At 62.4% G+C, this 13,501-nt stretch carries 16 protein-coding genes; 13 read left to right on the top strand and 3 right to left on the bottom strand.

Annotation, left to right across the window (positions count from 1 at the left end; all coding sequences use genetic code 11):
- Window positions 1–8 precede the first annotated feature (8 nt).
- From purD to Q5H92_RS00470, 8 genes are all read left to right on the top strand, one after another.
- On the top strand, window positions 9–1,301 hold the full coding sequence (gene purD, locus Q5H92_RS00505) for a phosphoribosylamine--glycine ligase (RefSeq protein WP_305009493.1): 1,293 nt from the start codon (window positions 9–11) through the stop codon (window positions 1,299–1,301).
- A 23-nt stretch (window positions 1,302–1,324) separates the two neighbouring features.
- Window positions 1,325–2,014: a phosphoribosylglycinamide formyltransferase gene (purN, locus tag Q5H92_RS00500; protein ID WP_305009492.1), complete on the top strand. Its 690-nt coding sequence runs from the start codon at window positions 1,325–1,327 to the stop codon at window positions 2,012–2,014.
- An 84-nt stretch (window positions 2,015–2,098) separates the two neighbouring features.
- Window positions 2,099–3,601, top strand: a complete 1,503-nt coding sequence (purF, locus tag Q5H92_RS00495; RefSeq protein WP_305009491.1) for an amidophosphoribosyltransferase — start codon at window positions 2,099–2,101, stop codon at window positions 3,599–3,601.
- A gap of 6 nt (window positions 3,602–3,607) precedes the next feature.
- The gene (locus tag Q5H92_RS00490; RefSeq protein ID WP_305009489.1) at window positions 3,608–3,958 is read left to right on the top strand and encodes a hypothetical protein; all 351 of its coding nucleotides are present in this window, start codon (window positions 3,608–3,610) and stop codon (window positions 3,956–3,958) included.
- An 89-nt stretch (window positions 3,959–4,047) separates the two neighbouring features.
- On the top strand, window positions 4,048–5,145 hold the full coding sequence (locus Q5H92_RS00485; RefSeq protein ID WP_305009488.1) for an AIR synthase-related protein: 1,098 nt from the start codon (window positions 4,048–4,050) through the stop codon (window positions 5,143–5,145).
- A gap of 90 nt (window positions 5,146–5,235) precedes the next feature.
- Window positions 5,236–5,709 carry a hypothetical protein gene (locus Q5H92_RS00480; RefSeq protein WP_305009487.1) on the top strand — a complete coding sequence of 158 codons (474 nt, stop codon included), beginning with the start codon at window positions 5,236–5,238 and terminating at the stop codon, window positions 5,707–5,709.
- Between the two features lie 25 nt (window positions 5,710–5,734).
- A complete protein-coding gene (locus Q5H92_RS00475) occupies window positions 5,735–6,238 on the top strand; it encodes a YrhB domain-containing protein (protein WP_305009486.1) in 504 nt (167 codons plus the stop codon).
- Between the two features lie 100 nt (window positions 6,239–6,338).
- Window positions 6,339–6,536, top strand: coding sequence for a hypothetical protein (locus Q5H92_RS00470; RefSeq protein ID WP_305009485.1), 198 nt, complete (start codon window positions 6,339–6,341; stop codon window positions 6,534–6,536).
- 8 nt (window positions 6,537–6,544) lie between these two features.
- Here Q5H92_RS00470 and Q5H92_RS00465 read toward each other — a convergent pair whose 3' ends face one another.
- Window positions 6,545–8,035, bottom strand: coding sequence for a nicotinate phosphoribosyltransferase (locus tag Q5H92_RS00465; protein ID WP_305009484.1), 1,491 nt, complete (start codon window positions 8,033–8,035; stop codon window positions 6,545–6,547).
- Between the two features lie 82 nt (window positions 8,036–8,117).
- Here Q5H92_RS00465 and Q5H92_RS00460 point away from each other — a divergent pair, with 82 nt between their 5' ends.
- A complete protein-coding gene (locus tag Q5H92_RS00460) occupies window positions 8,118–8,876 on the top strand; it encodes a DUF1345 domain-containing protein (protein WP_305009483.1) in 759 nt (252 codons plus the stop codon).
- A gap of 98 nt (window positions 8,877–8,974) precedes the next feature.
- Here the strand turns inward: Q5H92_RS00460 and Q5H92_RS00455 are convergent, their stop codons facing one another.
- On the bottom strand, window positions 8,975–9,631 hold the full coding sequence (locus tag Q5H92_RS00455) for a response regulator (RefSeq protein WP_305009482.1): 657 nt from the start codon (window positions 9,629–9,631) through the stop codon (window positions 8,975–8,977).
- A gap of 273 nt (window positions 9,632–9,904) precedes the next feature.
- Here Q5H92_RS00455 and Q5H92_RS00450 point away from each other — a divergent pair, with 273 nt between their 5' ends.
- Window positions 9,905–10,555 (top strand): LuxR C-terminal-related transcriptional regulator, encoded by a 651-nt coding sequence (locus Q5H92_RS00450; RefSeq protein WP_305009481.1) that lies wholly within the window; start codon window positions 9,905–9,907, stop codon window positions 10,553–10,555.
- Between the two features lie 164 nt (window positions 10,556–10,719).
- Here Q5H92_RS00450 and Q5H92_RS00445 read toward each other — a convergent pair whose 3' ends face one another.
- The gene (locus Q5H92_RS00445; protein WP_305009480.1) at window positions 10,720–11,253 is read right to left on the bottom strand and encodes a KdsC family phosphatase; all 534 of its coding nucleotides are present in this window, start codon (window positions 11,251–11,253) and stop codon (window positions 10,720–10,722) included.
- A 161-nt stretch (window positions 11,254–11,414) separates the two neighbouring features.
- Here Q5H92_RS00445 and Q5H92_RS00440 point away from each other — a divergent pair, with 161 nt between their 5' ends.
- The 3 genes from Q5H92_RS00440 (at window position 11,415) to Q5H92_RS00430 (ending at window position 13,475) form a co-directional block, all read left to right on the top strand.
- Window positions 11,415–12,332 carry a DUF4440 domain-containing protein gene (locus Q5H92_RS00440; protein WP_305009478.1) on the top strand — a complete coding sequence of 306 codons (918 nt, stop codon included), beginning with the start codon at window positions 11,415–11,417 and terminating at the stop codon, window positions 12,330–12,332.
- A gap of 297 nt (window positions 12,333–12,629) precedes the next feature.
- Entirely contained in the window at window positions 12,630–13,208 is a 579-nt protein-coding gene (locus Q5H92_RS00435; protein ID WP_305009477.1) for a sigma-70 family RNA polymerase sigma factor, read from the top strand.
- A 9-nt stretch (window positions 13,209–13,217) separates the two neighbouring features.
- Window positions 13,218–13,475, top strand: a complete 258-nt coding sequence (locus Q5H92_RS00430; RefSeq protein WP_305009475.1) for an anti-sigma factor family protein — start codon at window positions 13,218–13,220, stop codon at window positions 13,473–13,475.
- The last annotated feature ends 26 nt before the right edge of the window (window positions 13,476–13,501 follow it).

Raw genomic sequence — 13,501 nt, 5'->3', positions numbered from 1 at the left:
TACCCAGTATGAACGCATCGAATAAAACCCTTCTCCTCCTCGGTTCCGGCGCGCGCGAGCACGCCCTGGCCGAAAAGCTGACCCGCGACGGGGCCACGGTGCACGTGCTGCCCGGTAACGCCGGCATCCCCAATAGCCACCCCGAGGTGAACCCGCTGGATTTTGAGGCCGTGCGCGCCTTTGCGCAAGCCCACGATTCCAGGCTGGTTGTGGTGGGGCCGGAGGCGCCGCTGGCGGCCGGTATCACTGATTTTTTTGCGGGTTCCGATATCCAGGTTTTTGGCCCAACCCGTTCGGCGGCGCGGCTGGAAAGCTCGAAGGTGTGGAGCAAGGAATTCATGCGCCGCCACGGCGTGGCCACAGCGCAGGCCTGGCCGTTTCGGAGCGACAACATTGCCGCCGCCCGGGCCAAAGCAGCCGAGCTGGGCGGGCACGTAGTGGTGAAGTACGATGGGCTGGCCGCTGGTAAAGGCGTGTACGTGTGCTCGTCGCCGGAAGAAGCCGAAGCGGCTTTCGATGACCTGCAAACGAGCTATTCGGGCTGGTTTTCCTTCCTGCTGGAAGAAAAGCTGACCGGCCCCGAAATCAGCATCATTGGCCTCACCGATGGGCACGTCATCCGCCTGCTGGCCACTTCGCAGGACCACAAGCAGCTGCTGGCCGGCGACCAGGGGCCCAACACCGGCGGCATGGGCGCCTACTGCCCCGTGCCCTTCGCCGATGCCAACGTGCTGGCTGCCATCCGCCGCGACATCGTGGACCCCACCCTGCGCGGCCTGCAAAACGAGCAGTTCGAATTCCGGGGCTTCCTCTACTTCGGCGTCATGCTCACGCCCACCGGCCCCAAGCTGCTGGAATACAACGTGCGCCTCGGCGACCCTGAAGCCGAAGTCCTGCTGCCCGCGCTGGACAGCAGCCTGCTCACGCTGATAGAAGCTGCCCTCAATGGCAGCCTCGCTCAGCAGGGCGTGAAGCAGCGCCCCGGCGCGTTCGTGGGCGTGGTGCTGGCCTCGGGCGGCTACCCGGCTCCCAAGTTCCCCACTGGCTTTTCCATCACCGGCCTCGACAACCTGCCAGCTGGTGTGCGGGCTTACCACGGGGCCACCAAGCAGAACGAGGCCGGCCAGTTGGTAACCAACGGCGGCCGTGTCCTCGTCCTCTCTGCCCACGGCCATGATTTGGAGGAAGCCACCGCCCGCGCCTACGAAGCCTGCGCCCGCGTCACGTTTGAGGGCGCATACTTCCGGCCCGACATTGCCCAGCGCCCCGCGCCGGTGCTCACCGCCGCTGTTGTAAATTGAGACCAGAAGCGCAACTCAAACTCATGAAGCTCCTCGACTCCTTTGAGCAATTTCGGCTGGCTCCCCTCTCCGCGGGAGAGGGGCCGGAGGGGAGGCGGGCTCGCCTGGCCATCCTGCTCTCGGGCCGGGGCTCCAACATGCTGGCGCTGCTGGAAGCCACCAAAACCGGCATTCTGAAGAACCTGGCCGAAGTGGTGGTGGTGTTCAGCAACAAGCCCGATGCCTTTGGCCTCGAAGCCGCTGCCGCCCTGGGCTGTCCGGTGGCCTCGCTGCCCAGCCAGGGCCGCAAGCGCGAAGCCTTTGATGCTGATGCCGCAGCGCTGCTCCAGCAGTACCAGCCCGATTTGGTGGTGCTGGCGGGCTACATGCGGATTATCTCGCCGGCCTTTATTCAGCCGTTTGCGGGCCGCATCGTCAACATCCATCCGGCCGACACTCATCAGCACCAGGGTTTGCACGCCTACGAATGGGCCTTCGACAACAAGCTGCCCGAAACCAAAATCACCGTGCATCTGGTTGACGAAGGCCTCGATACCGGCCCCATCCTCGCGCAGCAAACCGTGGATTTGCGTGGGGCTGATACGCTGGAAGAAGTTGAGCGGCGCGGTTTGGCCGTGGAGCACGAGTTGTACGCACGGACGCTGGCCGAATTAATTAAAAGCAAACAGAACGTCATGTCGAGCGCAGCCGAGACATCTCGCTCGGATGAGTAACTCAACCGTTTAACGGCGCAAGCGAGATGTCTCGGCTGCGCTCGACATGACCGTTTTTATAAGACACTAAAATCACCCCATCCCATGTGCGGAATAGTAGGTTTTCACGGTCCCGATAACGTCGTAGGCGACATGATAATTGGCCTCACCGCCCTCCAGCATCGGGGGCAGGATGCGGCCGGTATCGCCACGTTCGACGACTCGTTTCACCTCTGCAAGGGCCAGGGCCTCGTCAACGACGTCTTCAAGCCCAAGCACGTGAAGAAGCTGAAGGGCAACATCGGCATCGGGCACGTGCGCTACACCACTCAGGGCGCGAATGACTCCGACTTGGCGCAGCCTTTCACCACCAGCTACCCCTTCGGGCTGGCGATGGTGCACAACGGCAACGTCATCAACTTCCGCGACGTGGCCAAGCGCTTGCACGAGAAGTACCACGTGCTGCCCAAAACCACCAACGACCTGGAGCTCATCATGTACACCTTCGCCTCGGAGCTGCGCGTGAAAGACCTGGACCACATTTCGGTGGTGGATATTTTCGATGCCGTCGAAACCACCCAGGAGCTGGTGGAAGGCGCTTACGCCACCATCACCGTCATTGCCGGCCACGGCCTGCTGGCGTTTACCGACCCGCTAGGCATTCGGCCGCTGGCGCTGGGGCGGCGCGAAACGCCGAATGGCCCGGTCTATGCCTTCGTGTCGGAAAGCACGTGCTTCGATTACCTGGATTTTGAATTCATTGAAAACGTGGGCCCCGGCCAGGCCATTTTTATCGACAACAACTACCAGGTGCACCGCAAAAACCAGCACGCGCTGCCCAAGAATTTCTGCGTGTTCGAGCAGATTTACTTTGCCCGCGAAGACTCCGTCATTCACGGCCGGCTGGTGGCGCGGGAGCGGGTGCGGCTGGGCAAAATCATCGCCCGCAAGTTGGTAGATGCCGGTTTGAAGCCCGATATGGTGATTGATGTGCCGTCGTCGGGCTACTTCTCGGCTTCCGGTTTGGCCGAGGCCATTGGGGTGCCGTACCGCCGGGCGCTGGTGAAAAACAACCACATGGGCCGTTCCTTCATCGTGCCCACCCAGGCCGGGCGCGAGGACGTGGTGAAGAAAAAGCTCAACCCCATCCGTGAATTTGTAGAAGGCAAAAAGGTGGCCGTGGTCGACGACAGCATCGTGCGCGGCACCACGTCGCGCCGCATCGTGCGGCTACTGCGCGAGGCCGGCGCGGCGGAGGTTTACTTCATTTCGAGCGCGCCGCCCATCGTGTCGCCCTGCATCTACGGCATCGACATGGCCATGAGCACCGAGCTGATTGCGGCCAACTACACGGAGGACGAAATCTGCCGCTACATCGAGGCCGATAAGGTGATTTATCAGGACTTGCAGGACTTGTACGAACTGTTCTCGGAGGAGCGCGGCCACGGCGGCAGCTGCTTCGCCTGCTTCTCGGGCAAGTATCCGACGGGCGACGTGACGCACTACCTGCGCCACATCCAGGAGGAGCGCGCCAGCCACCGCGGCGATAAAAAGAAGAAGGACAAGAAGTCGGTGAGCGCGAAAGCGCCCGAGCCGACGGAGCACTAGAAACTTATGAAGCTGTCATTCCTGCTTATTGGGCTGAGCCTTGCGTTTTGCGCACATGCGCAGGAAAGCGCTTTGCCTAATAAGCTGGTTGCAGTGGAATCACCACCTAGTATAGAAAATGCTTTGCGTGGCATGGCAAATCCTCATTATGTGGTGTTAAAGCACGTGACTCCTGTATATTATCAAGCCGCTGATACCGTCAATGGGCGCTTCGCTCTTAAGCTGCCTCCCGGCACCAAAATCTACATCAGGGACTGGGTGCCCGGTGGTTTATTAATTGATTTTGGACTAGTAGGTGAGCGTTATTACCTGCCGGAAAAATCAGTAAAAGGTCTTCAAACAATGGTTGAGATTTAGAGCCTCGACCCAATTCCATTTCACTAGCCAATCCGCACCGCCGTGGCTCCCCTCTCCATCGGAGAGGAGCCGGGGGTGAGGCCCCCCGCATGAGCAATACCACCGAAAACCCCGCCGGCTACTCCATCGAAGAAGGCAATGCCGCCTCGCGCAACGCCTACAACTGGTCGAAAAAAACCTTCCAGAATCGCGCGGGCAAGCCCGGCGAGCCCGCCCAGGACCTCGACGGTGGCTTCTCCAACGAAATTCGCTTCGGCGCGGAGCGGATAGGCATCAGCTCCGACGGCATCGGGACCAAGATTGAAGTGGCCGAGCGCCTGAACAAGTACGACACCCTCGGCTACGACCTCATTGCCATGACGGCCGACGACCTCATTGCCGCCGGTTTCGTGCCCACCAACCTCTCCAACATCATCGACGTGAACCACCTCGACTACGACGTGGTGGACCAGATGATGCGCGGCCTGCACGATGCCGCCAACTTTGCCCAAGTAGCCATCACGGGCGGCGAAATCGCGGAGCTGGGCAATCGCATCGGCGGCTGGCCGGGCGCGAAAATGAACTTCAACTGGTGCTCCACGGCCATCGGCGTGCTGCACCCCAGCCTGGCCCAGCCGCTGAGCGGCAAAACCGCCCGGGCCGGCCACGTGGTGGTGGCCCTGCGCTCGCCCTCGTTCCGTTCCAACGGCTACTCGCTGGCCCGCAAAACCCTGCAAAAGGTATTCGGCGATAACTGGCACGAGGCCACCTACGACGGCACCGATGCCGACCAGCACGCTACCTGGGGCGAAGCCATGCTCGCGCCTTCGCTCATCTATTCGCCCGGCGTGGCGGCCCTGCTCGATGCCGGTTTGCCGCTGCATGGCGTGGCCCACATCACGGGCGGCGGTGTGGCCGATAACTTCTCGCGGGTGCTCAAAAACGGCCTCGGCGCGGTGCTGGATAATCTTTTCGAACCCCTGCCCGCCATGCAGCGCCTCTGCGAAATCGGCGGCATTGATGCCGAAACGGCCTACCTTTACTGGAACATGGGCACCGGCATGCTCGTCGTGACGGAAGAAGCCAGCGCCGCGGCCGTGGTGGCTTCGCTGCAAGCCAGCGGCTACGATGCGCAGGTAGCCGGCCATCTCACGGCCGAGAGTGGCGTGAAGTTGCGCGTGGGCGCGGGCGAGCTGCGCTACGCATAAGAAGAGCTGCTCCAAAAAAGCACGATGTTTGCACAGCCCGATACCAGGCGGGCAGTTCGGCCCGTTATGCGCTGGCAATAATCACTCGGCATGAAAGCTCAACGAATCCTGAACGGGGCGGCATTGGTATTCGGCTTGCTGGGCGTGTATTTCAAGCTCAATTGGTGGTACGGAGCTAATGCGCTGATGCTGGCCGGCTTCGGGGCCTTGCTGGTGTCGGTGCTGGGGTTCACGGCCCGCGCCAATGCCGAGGCCGGCACCTCCGATGCTCTGAATTACGTGATGATAGCCACGCTCACGGTGGGCATTTTGGGCGTGGTTTTCCGGGTGATGCACTGGCCCGGCTACGCCCTGCTGGTGGTGGCGTCGGATGTGCTGCTGCTGGCGCTGGCCATCATGCTCATTGCCTCCCGCAACCGGGTGGTGTCGCATCAGTTCGTCACGGTGCTGGCCATCTTTTTCGCGCTCGTGGTGGCGTTGCTGACATTCGCCTCGGGCCAACGCAGCGCTACGCCCCATGCCCGGCCGGTGGCTTTGGAAGAAAGCTGGCCGGAATTTGATTAAGCTTGCGGCTTGCCAACCTTCGCTCATGATAGCCCGCTCCGCCGCCTTGCAGCTGGCCCAAACGCAACTCGACTCGTGGGAATACAACGAGGCCGGTGATTCCTTGATGCTGTTGGCGCACGAAACCGAGGAAACGCCTTATGCCTGGGTGGTTTACTACACCTCCAGGCGCTGGTACGAAACCCGGAATAACCGGTACGCTATAGCTGGCGCTGGGCCATTTATCGTGGCGAAGCATACCGGCCGCGTCACTCAATATTCGTCGGCCTACAGCACGGAAGCGGCGTTGGAAAAATACGAGGAAGAGCAACAGCTCTACGGCCTGCGGGTAACGGCTGACCTGAGTAGCACGCGCACCCGGCTGCTGCTCAAGAAACTATTGTCACTATCGAATCAGGAGCTGTTGCTGCTCATTCGCGAGCCGGGCGCCTGGGCCGCACGGGGCGGCCAGCAACGGTTGCAGGAGTTGCGCCTGGCGTTGCTCAGCGAAGGAGTGGCTGCCGAAGTACTCTCGTGCTTTCCTGCATAGTTGAGCCGCTTCTTTGGCTCTCGCTGGCGCGCCAGTGGGGCATGGAGCAGTTAAACCTCCCGCTGACAGCCGTTATCGGCAGCCACAATTCACCTTTTGCATGTTCGACTTTATCCTGCTCATGTGCCTCATCAGCATGCTGGTGGGGCTGCCGCTGCTCTTCACGGGGGTGAGAGTGTGGTGCACGAACACGGAGAAAAGCTGGCTGGTTAGAGGCTTTGCGGCGTTGTTTGTAGCGTTTGCAACGCTGCTGTTGGGGCTGTCCGTCGTGCTATTTGTTGGCTGGTGGGTCGATTAGCGCCGATGCTACGCCCCGCGCACCGGCTTCTTCTCCAGAATAAGCTCCGTGCGGTACTCGCACAGCGTTTTTTCGAGGCCCACGGGGAAGATGTGCGGGTTGAGGAAGCGGCGGATGCTGGGGTCGAGGCTTTGCACTTCGCGCTGGGCGTGGGCGCGGCTTTCGGCCAGCGTGGGCAGCTCCAGCACCCGCTTGCCGGCGCGGAAAACCGGCTCCAGCAGCTCGCGGAACTTGGTTTCGGGCTTGATGGCGAGACGGCGCGTGAGGTCGGCGGGGTCGATGAGGGTGAGCTGGTCGGGGAGGGGCGCGGCGGTGTTGTAGAGCATGTCGGCGCGGGGCTTGCCATACTCGTTCAGGTAGCGGCGCACCTGCAGGATGCCCGGAATACTGGTTTTGGCCACTTGCTCGGAGAGCTTGATGGTGAAATCCCAGCCCGAGTCGTCGGCCTTGCGCAGGGCGGCCAGCTTATACACGCCCCCGAGGGCCGCCTGGTTGTAGGCCGTCACGAGCTGCGTGCCCACGCCCCAGGTGTCGATGCGCGCGCCTTGCTGCTTGAGGCTGGTGATAAGGTTTTCCTCTAAATCGTTGCTGGCCACGATGCGCGTTTCCGTAAAGCCGGCCTCGTCGAGCACCGCCCGCGCCTCGCGGCTGAGATAGGCGAGGTCGCCCGAATCGAGCCGGATGCCGGCCAGTTCGTGTCCCTTAGCCCGCATCTCGCGCGCCACCTGAATGGCCCGGCGCACGCCCTCAATGGTATCGTAGGTATCGACCAGAAACACCGAGTCGTCGGGGAACGCCTGCGCGTAAGCCGAAAACGCCTGGGTTTCGTCACCAAACGACATCACCCAGCTGTGCGCGTGCGTGCCTCGCACCGGAATGCCGTAGCGCTGCCCCGCCAGCACGTTGCTGGTGGCATCAGCCCCGCCCAGATAGGCTGCGCGGCTGGCCCCCAGGCCGCCATCGAAGCCCTGGGCGCGGCGCAGGCCAAACTCCAGAATCTGGTCCGTTGGGCCAGTGGCTTCGCGAATGCGGGCCGCTTTGGTGGCAATCAGAGTCTGAAAATTGACCAGCGTGAGCAGGGCCGTTTCCAGCAGCTGGGCTTGCAGCAGCGGCCCGCGCACCCGAATCAGCGGCTCGTTGCCGAACACCACGGTACCCTCGGCCACGGCATCGATGTCGCAGGTGAATTTCAGCTGGCGCAGGTATTCCAGAAACTCGGCTGGAAACATCACGCCGCCCTTGCTGCCGCGCAGGCTGCCCAAATAAGCGAGGTCATCGTCCGAAAAGTGCAGGTTTTCGACCCAGTCCACGGCCAGCGCTAGGCCGGCCGCCACCGCGTAGCCGCCCGCGAAAGGCGCCTTGCGGAAGTAGAGATGAAACACCGCCTCGCGGTCCTGCATGCCCTGCTGCCAGTAGCCGTAGGCCATGGTGAGTTGATACAAGTCGGTGACGAGGGCAAGGGAGGGCGCGTAGAGGCCGGAAAGGGGAGCTGCGTTCATACCACGAAATAACAGCCGGACGAGGGGTTTTGCTTTTTTAGGCTGGGAGCGACGGTCCGCCCGGCCCTACCTTGGCGGCCCCATGAGCCAGAAACCCACCCCTGCCCCCGCCACCACCCCCGAAAAAACGCCCGCCGAGCTGGTCCGCTCGCTCGACGTGCGCTGGCGGCTGGGACTGGCGCTGCTGGTGGGCGGCCTAGCCGCCTGGCTGCTCCCGCACGCCCTGGCCCCCTGGATAGCGCCGGCCGAAATCAGCCCGCTGGCCCGCACCGTCATGGGCTGGGTCGGGTTCGGGGCGGCCGATTTGGTGCAGGCGCTGGTGGGCATGTGGGAGGCCGATACCGAGGACATTCGCTGCGTGGCCGGCACCGAAGACCTGCCCCGCACCCTGGGTTTTGTGCTGGTGCTGGTGGCCGCTCTGGCGAGCCTGGGCGCGGTGGTAGGCCTGCTGCGCGGGCTCGATAAGCTGCCGGCCCACGTGTGCACGTTGCACGTGCTGCTCAGCGTGGCGGCTGTGGTGCTGGCCTGGCTGCTGGTGCACCTGGTATTCACGTTGCGCTACGCCCACACCTACTACGACCAAGACCGAGAAACCGGCCGCGACGTCGGCGGCCTCGTCTTTCCCGACGACCAAAACGACCCTGCCAAGCCCAAACTCAAACCCAACTACCTCGATTTCGCCTACTTCTCCTTCGTCATCGGCATGACAGCCCAAACCGCCGACATCGCCATTGCCAACCGCGAGCTGCGCGGCGTGGCGCTGCTGCACGGCTGCGTGTCGTTTCTGTTCAACACCGTCATCGTGGCCCTCACCATCGGCACCGTAGGCGGCCTGCTTTAGTCATTTAACAGTTATCAATGAACATTTAACAGTCGTTCAACGAGCCCAGTGGCGCAGATTGAACGACTGTTAAATATTCATTGATAACTGTTAAATGACTACGAAATCAGTCCCCGGCCCACGGCCAGCTTGATAAGGGCGGCCGTATTCTTGGCCTGGGTTTTGGCGATGATGTTCTGGCGGTGGGTTTCGATGGTACGCTTGCTGGTGAAGAGCTTGTCGGCGATTTCGCCGTTGGTCAGGCCCTCGGCAATGAGCTTGAGCACTTCCAGCTCGCGAGCTGTGAGGTCGGCCCCAGCGTGGCTGCTGATTTCGTCGGGCAGGGTGCTGCCCGAGTTGGCCACGGCTTTGTACAGCATGTTGAGCCCGATTTCGGTGCACAGAAACGGGTTGCCGGCCGCCACCGTCCGAATGGCGTACATGATTTCGTTGATGGCCGCGTTTTTGAGCACGTAGCCCAGGGCGCCGGCTTCCAGCATGCGGGCCACGTAATTTTCGTGGTCGAGCATGGTGAGCACCAGCACGTGCACCTCCGGAAAGCGCTGGCGCAGCTCGGGCATGGTGGCAAAGCCGTCGAGCACGGGCATCTGCACATCCATCAGCACCACGTCGGCGCGGGTGGTTTCGAGGATGGTCAGCACCTCAGCGCCGTTGCTGGCCTCGCCCACCACCTCCAGGTCAGGAGCGGTGGACAGCAAGGCCCGGATGCCGTCGCGCAGAATGGTGTGGTCGTCGGCTAGTAAGATGCGGGTCATAGCGGGGGAAGGGGTGGAAATGTCGAAACGGGCGGCGGCGCGCAAGGTTGGGGTGAACCCTGTATACGCAAAGTCAGGCTCCGTATTTGTACCAAATCGGCCCGTCCCGCCCGGGTATTTGAAGGGATTTATACGGCTTTTGATACGGAGCTTAGGGTTGAGCTTGCGGGTACTTGTACTTTCGGGGTGCTAAAAATCGTTTTTTGAATTTTTTAGTAGAAAAACGGTTTACTTTCGACCCTTGCCTTTGCTTCTTTTTTCTACATCAACATCATGATTCGCCTGCTCCTCTCCGACGGCCATTCGCCCACCCGCGAAGCGTTGCGCCTCGGTTTGGCGGCGGCGCCTGGCTTGGCCGTGGTGGGCGAGGCCGGCACCGGCGACGAGCTGCTGGCCCAGCTGAGTGCCGCCACGCCCACCGTCGTGCTCCTCGACCTAAACCTGCCCGGCCCCGATGCGCTGGCCCTGCTGCCCGCCCTGCGCGGCCAATACCCCCTGCTGCGGGTGCTGGCGCGCGGCGAGCTCACCAACGAAAACTACGTGGCCCGCGCCTTCGACCTGGGCGCCCACGGCTACATCCTGAAAAGCGCCCAGCCCACCGAGTTGGTGCACGGCCTGGGCACCGTGGCTTCGGGGCGGCCCTTTTTGTGTTCGGCCATCGGGCTGGCGCTGCTGGCCCGGTACTACTCCGGCGCACCCGCCGATGGCGACGCCGCCCGCGTGGCCCTCGGCCTGAGCAAGCGCGAAATGGAGGTGCTGTGTCTGGTGGCCGCCGGCCTCACCAACGCCGAAATTGCCCTCAAGCTCTTTACCAGCAAGCGCACCGTCGAAACCCACCGCCAGAACATCATGGACAAGACCCAGTCGCGCAACACGGCCGCCCTCATCCGGCTGGCCGCCAGCCAGGGCCTACTCCCGGAATAGCGGTGTATGACTGCTTGAGTGAATTGAAAAAGACCGTCATGTCGAGCTTGCCGAAACATCTCGCGTACTGAGGTAAATCCCTTCGATTGGATTACTTCGGCACGCGAGATGTCTCGGCAAGCTTGCCATGACGGTCTTTTTGCTCTCACTTTCTCCCTTCTCCGTTACTCACTGCCCTTGTCGTCTGCCGTCGGCTGGGCGTGGCCCTGGGCGGCGATGATGAACTCGGCCAGCTCGCGAAAACAGCCGTGCCCCCCGAAAGCCTGGCAATGAAAATCGGCGGCGGCCCGGGCGAAGGACGTGGCATCGCCGGGGCAAGCCGAGAAGCCCACCATGCCCAAAATTTCGAGGTCATTGGTGTCGTCGCCGATGAAGGCAATTTCGTCGGCGCGCAGGCCCGTGCGGGCCATAATTTTGTGCAGGCAGGCCGGCTTGTCCTTGATGCCGAGGTGCAGCTCCTCGATGCGCAGCTTGGCCGCCCGGGTGCGCACCGACGGCGACACCTCGCCCGTGATGATGCCCGTGGCAATGCCCTGGTTGCGCAGCCGCTCCACGCCCATGCCGTCGCGGATGTTGAAACGCTTCATTTCCTCGCCGCGCTCGGAGTAATACACGCCGCCGTCGGTGAGCACGCCGTCGCAATCGGTGAGCACGAGGCGGATGCGGCGGGCGCGGGCGGTGAGGTCGGCTAGTTTCATAAAAGCAAGAAAAATGAATTCAACGGAAAGCCCCCAAATATTTGAGCAAGGGCCAATGTAACCGCAAGAACGGCACGGCCGCGCAAACGAAATTGAATTGGAATTGTGATTATCCCGGAGTTGCTATCTTAGTCCTAGATAAGTCATTACCCTTGTATATTATGAAGAATTCCTTGACACTTATAGCGCTATTGGCCCTGGGACTGCCTTTTGGGGGCTGGGGCCAGGCCCGGCAGGCGGTGATTGATGCGGAAAATTCATTTGCGGCCCAGGCTACGCAGGCGGGCACCAAAGCCGCCTTTTTGGCTTTTAGCGCGCCCACAGGCTTTGTGGCCGAAGGCGGCAAGCTGATGAATGCCCAAGAGGTGTGGCAGGCCCGCCCGGCCCAACCCACCACTCGTCTGACGTGGTACCCCGTGCTGGCCGACGTGGCCCAGTCGGGCGACGTGGGCTACACCACCGGCCCGTGGACGCAACTAAAAGACGGCCAGCCCCAAACCGCCGGCGAGTACGTGACCGTGTGGCGCAAACAGCCCGACGGCACCTGGAAATTTGCCGTGGACATGGGCATCGAGCGCATTGGCGCGGCGCCGGCCAAGCCCGCTACGGTGCCCCAGCCGCGCCTGCAGGCAGCCGTGGCCACGCCCAGCATGGCCCCGTCGGGCATTATCCTCGACGTGGACCGCAAGTTTGCCACGGCCGAATTGTCCAAGCCCGGTGCCAGCTACGAGCAGTCGCTGAGTGCCGAAGCCCGCCTCTACCGCCCCGGCCTCTCCATGATGCAGGGCGCCGCCGCCGTGGCCAATATGAAAAACCTGGGCGACAGCTACATTTTTGCCCCCACCACCGGCTACCTGGCCGCCGCCGGCGACCTGGGCTACGTGGTGGGCGACCTGCGCCGTATTGCCACCGCCAAGCACCCCGAGGAAAAGGGCAGCTACTTGCGCATTTGGCGGCGTGAAGCCGTGGCCGGCTGGCGCCTGGTGCTGGAGATTTTCAACTTTGCGCCCGTGCCCGTGACTACCGCCGGGGCATCCAGCGGCGCCGCCGGGCAGTCGCCCCTGAAGCGGCCGCAGTAACCCCAAGCGGTTTCCTAAGAAATTGAAAAAGCCCCCGCTGCTGCTGTAGCGGGGGCTTTTGACTGTTGGGGGTTCAAAGGAGTAGCGACGTTGCATGCCGCTTATGCGCGGGCTGGCGGCCACGCAGCCGCCGGCCCGCGCTTGGCGTTGAGAGGGCTGTTTGCTGACGATTATTATAGTTTATAAAGGTGCAAGGGCCGGTTTGATGTCAGATTTTAAAGGGTAAAAAACCGCCTTTTTTCCGGTGACTGACGTAATCTTGCCTTGCGAGCCAGGCCCAGTCCCTCGCTGCCTTGCATGAATCCATCAATACCTATTCCGGCGCAGTGGCCCGACCGCTACGGCGACGAGCTTTTCCGCTTTGCCCTCAGCCGCGTGAGCGATACCGACGCGGCCGAAGAGCTGGTGCAGGAAACCTTCCTCAGCGCCCTCGACGGCCTCGCCACCTTCCGGGCCGAGGCGTCGGAACGGACGTGGCTGTTCGTCATTCTGCGCCGCAAAATCATCGACCATTACCGCCGTCAGGCCCGCACCAACCAGGTCAGCCTCGACGAGCTGAGCGACGGGGGAGCAATGGATGCTGACTTTTTCAATTCCGAAAACGGGCATTGGACCGGCGCGCAAGCTCCCGCCAGCTGGCTAAATGCCGACGCGGCACTGGAGCAGCAAGAACTGCACGAAATAATCCGGCGCTGCCAGCAGCGGTTGCCCGCGCAGCAGGAAGCGGTGTTCGTGATGCGCTTCGTGGAGGAATTATCGGCCGAGGAAATTTGTCAGGAACTGGGCCTCACCGCGTCCAACTACTGGGTGATTGTGCACCGGGCCAAGCTCCAGCTACGCCGCTGCCTCGAAAAACACGGCTTAGGTAAGAATTAACTGTTTGTGATGCTACGACTTATCAATTGCCGAAACGCCACCGTGTTGCTCGACCAACGTCCCGACCGCGCGCTGCCGTGGGGCCCGCGCGCCAGCCTGTGGCTGCACCTGCGCTACTGCCCCTACTGCAACCGCTACGCCAAGCAAACGGTGCTCATGGCCGAATGGGCCCGGGCCGCGGCCGCCAGTCGGGCTAGTTCCGGCGGCGCATTGTCGGAAGCTGCCAAGGAACGGATGCGGGCGCGGCTGGCGCCTACGGGCGCGTAGGCGTTTGTCATTGCGAGGCCGCAGGC

It is taken from the genome of Hymenobacter mellowenesis, from assembly GCF_030581005.1.
GTDB lineage: Bacteria > Bacteroidota > Bacteroidia > Cytophagales > Hymenobacteraceae > Hymenobacter > Hymenobacter mellowenesis.
This window is presented reverse-complemented; position numbering and strand designations above follow the sequence as displayed.

Bases quoted from the DNA above. Each gene is read 5' to 3' on its own strand.
- purD (WP_305009493.1), top strand. From the start codon at position 9: ATGAACGCATCGAATAAAACCCTTCTCCTCCTCGGTTCCGGCGCGCGC.
- purN (WP_305009492.1), top strand. From the start codon at position 1,325: ATGAAGCTCCTCGACTCCTTTGAGCAATTTCGGCTGGCTCCCCTCTCC.
- purF (WP_305009491.1), top strand. From the start codon at position 2,099: ATGTGCGGAATAGTAGGTTTTCACGGTCCCGATAACGTCGTAGGCGAC.
- Q5H92_RS00490 (WP_305009489.1), top strand. From the start codon at position 3,608: ATGAAGCTGTCATTCCTGCTTATTGGGCTGAGCCTTGCGTTTTGCGCA.
- Q5H92_RS00485 (WP_305009488.1), top strand. From the start codon at position 4,048: ATGAGCAATACCACCGAAAACCCCGCCGGCTACTCCATCGAAGAAGGC.
- Q5H92_RS00480 (WP_305009487.1), top strand. From the start codon at position 5,236: ATGAAAGCTCAACGAATCCTGAACGGGGCGGCATTGGTATTCGGCTTG.
- Q5H92_RS00475 (WP_305009486.1), top strand. From the start codon at position 5,735: ATGATAGCCCGCTCCGCCGCCTTGCAGCTGGCCCAAACGCAACTCGAC.
- Q5H92_RS00470 (WP_305009485.1), top strand. From the start codon at position 6,339: ATGTTCGACTTTATCCTGCTCATGTGCCTCATCAGCATGCTGGTGGGG.
- Q5H92_RS00465 (WP_305009484.1), bottom strand. From the start codon at position 8,035: ATGAACGCAGCTCCCCTTTCCGGCCTCTACGCGCCCTCCCTTGCCCTC.
- Q5H92_RS00460 (WP_305009483.1), top strand. From the start codon at position 8,118: ATGAGCCAGAAACCCACCCCTGCCCCCGCCACCACCCCCGAAAAAACG.
- Q5H92_RS00455 (WP_305009482.1), bottom strand. From the start codon at position 9,631: ATGACCCGCATCTTACTAGCCGACGACCACACCATTCTGCGCGACGGC.
- Q5H92_RS00450 (WP_305009481.1), top strand. From the start codon at position 9,905: ATGATTCGCCTGCTCCTCTCCGACGGCCATTCGCCCACCCGCGAAGCG.
- Q5H92_RS00445 (WP_305009480.1), bottom strand. From the start codon at position 11,253: ATGAAACTAGCCGACCTCACCGCCCGCGCCCGCCGCATCCGCCTCGTG.
- Q5H92_RS00440 (WP_305009478.1), top strand. From the start codon at position 11,415: ATGAAGAATTCCTTGACACTTATAGCGCTATTGGCCCTGGGACTGCCT.
- Q5H92_RS00435 (WP_305009477.1), top strand. From the start codon at position 12,630: ATGAATCCATCAATACCTATTCCGGCGCAGTGGCCCGACCGCTACGGC.
- Q5H92_RS00430 (WP_305009475.1), top strand. From the start codon at position 13,218: ATGCTACGACTTATCAATTGCCGAAACGCCACCGTGTTGCTCGACCAA.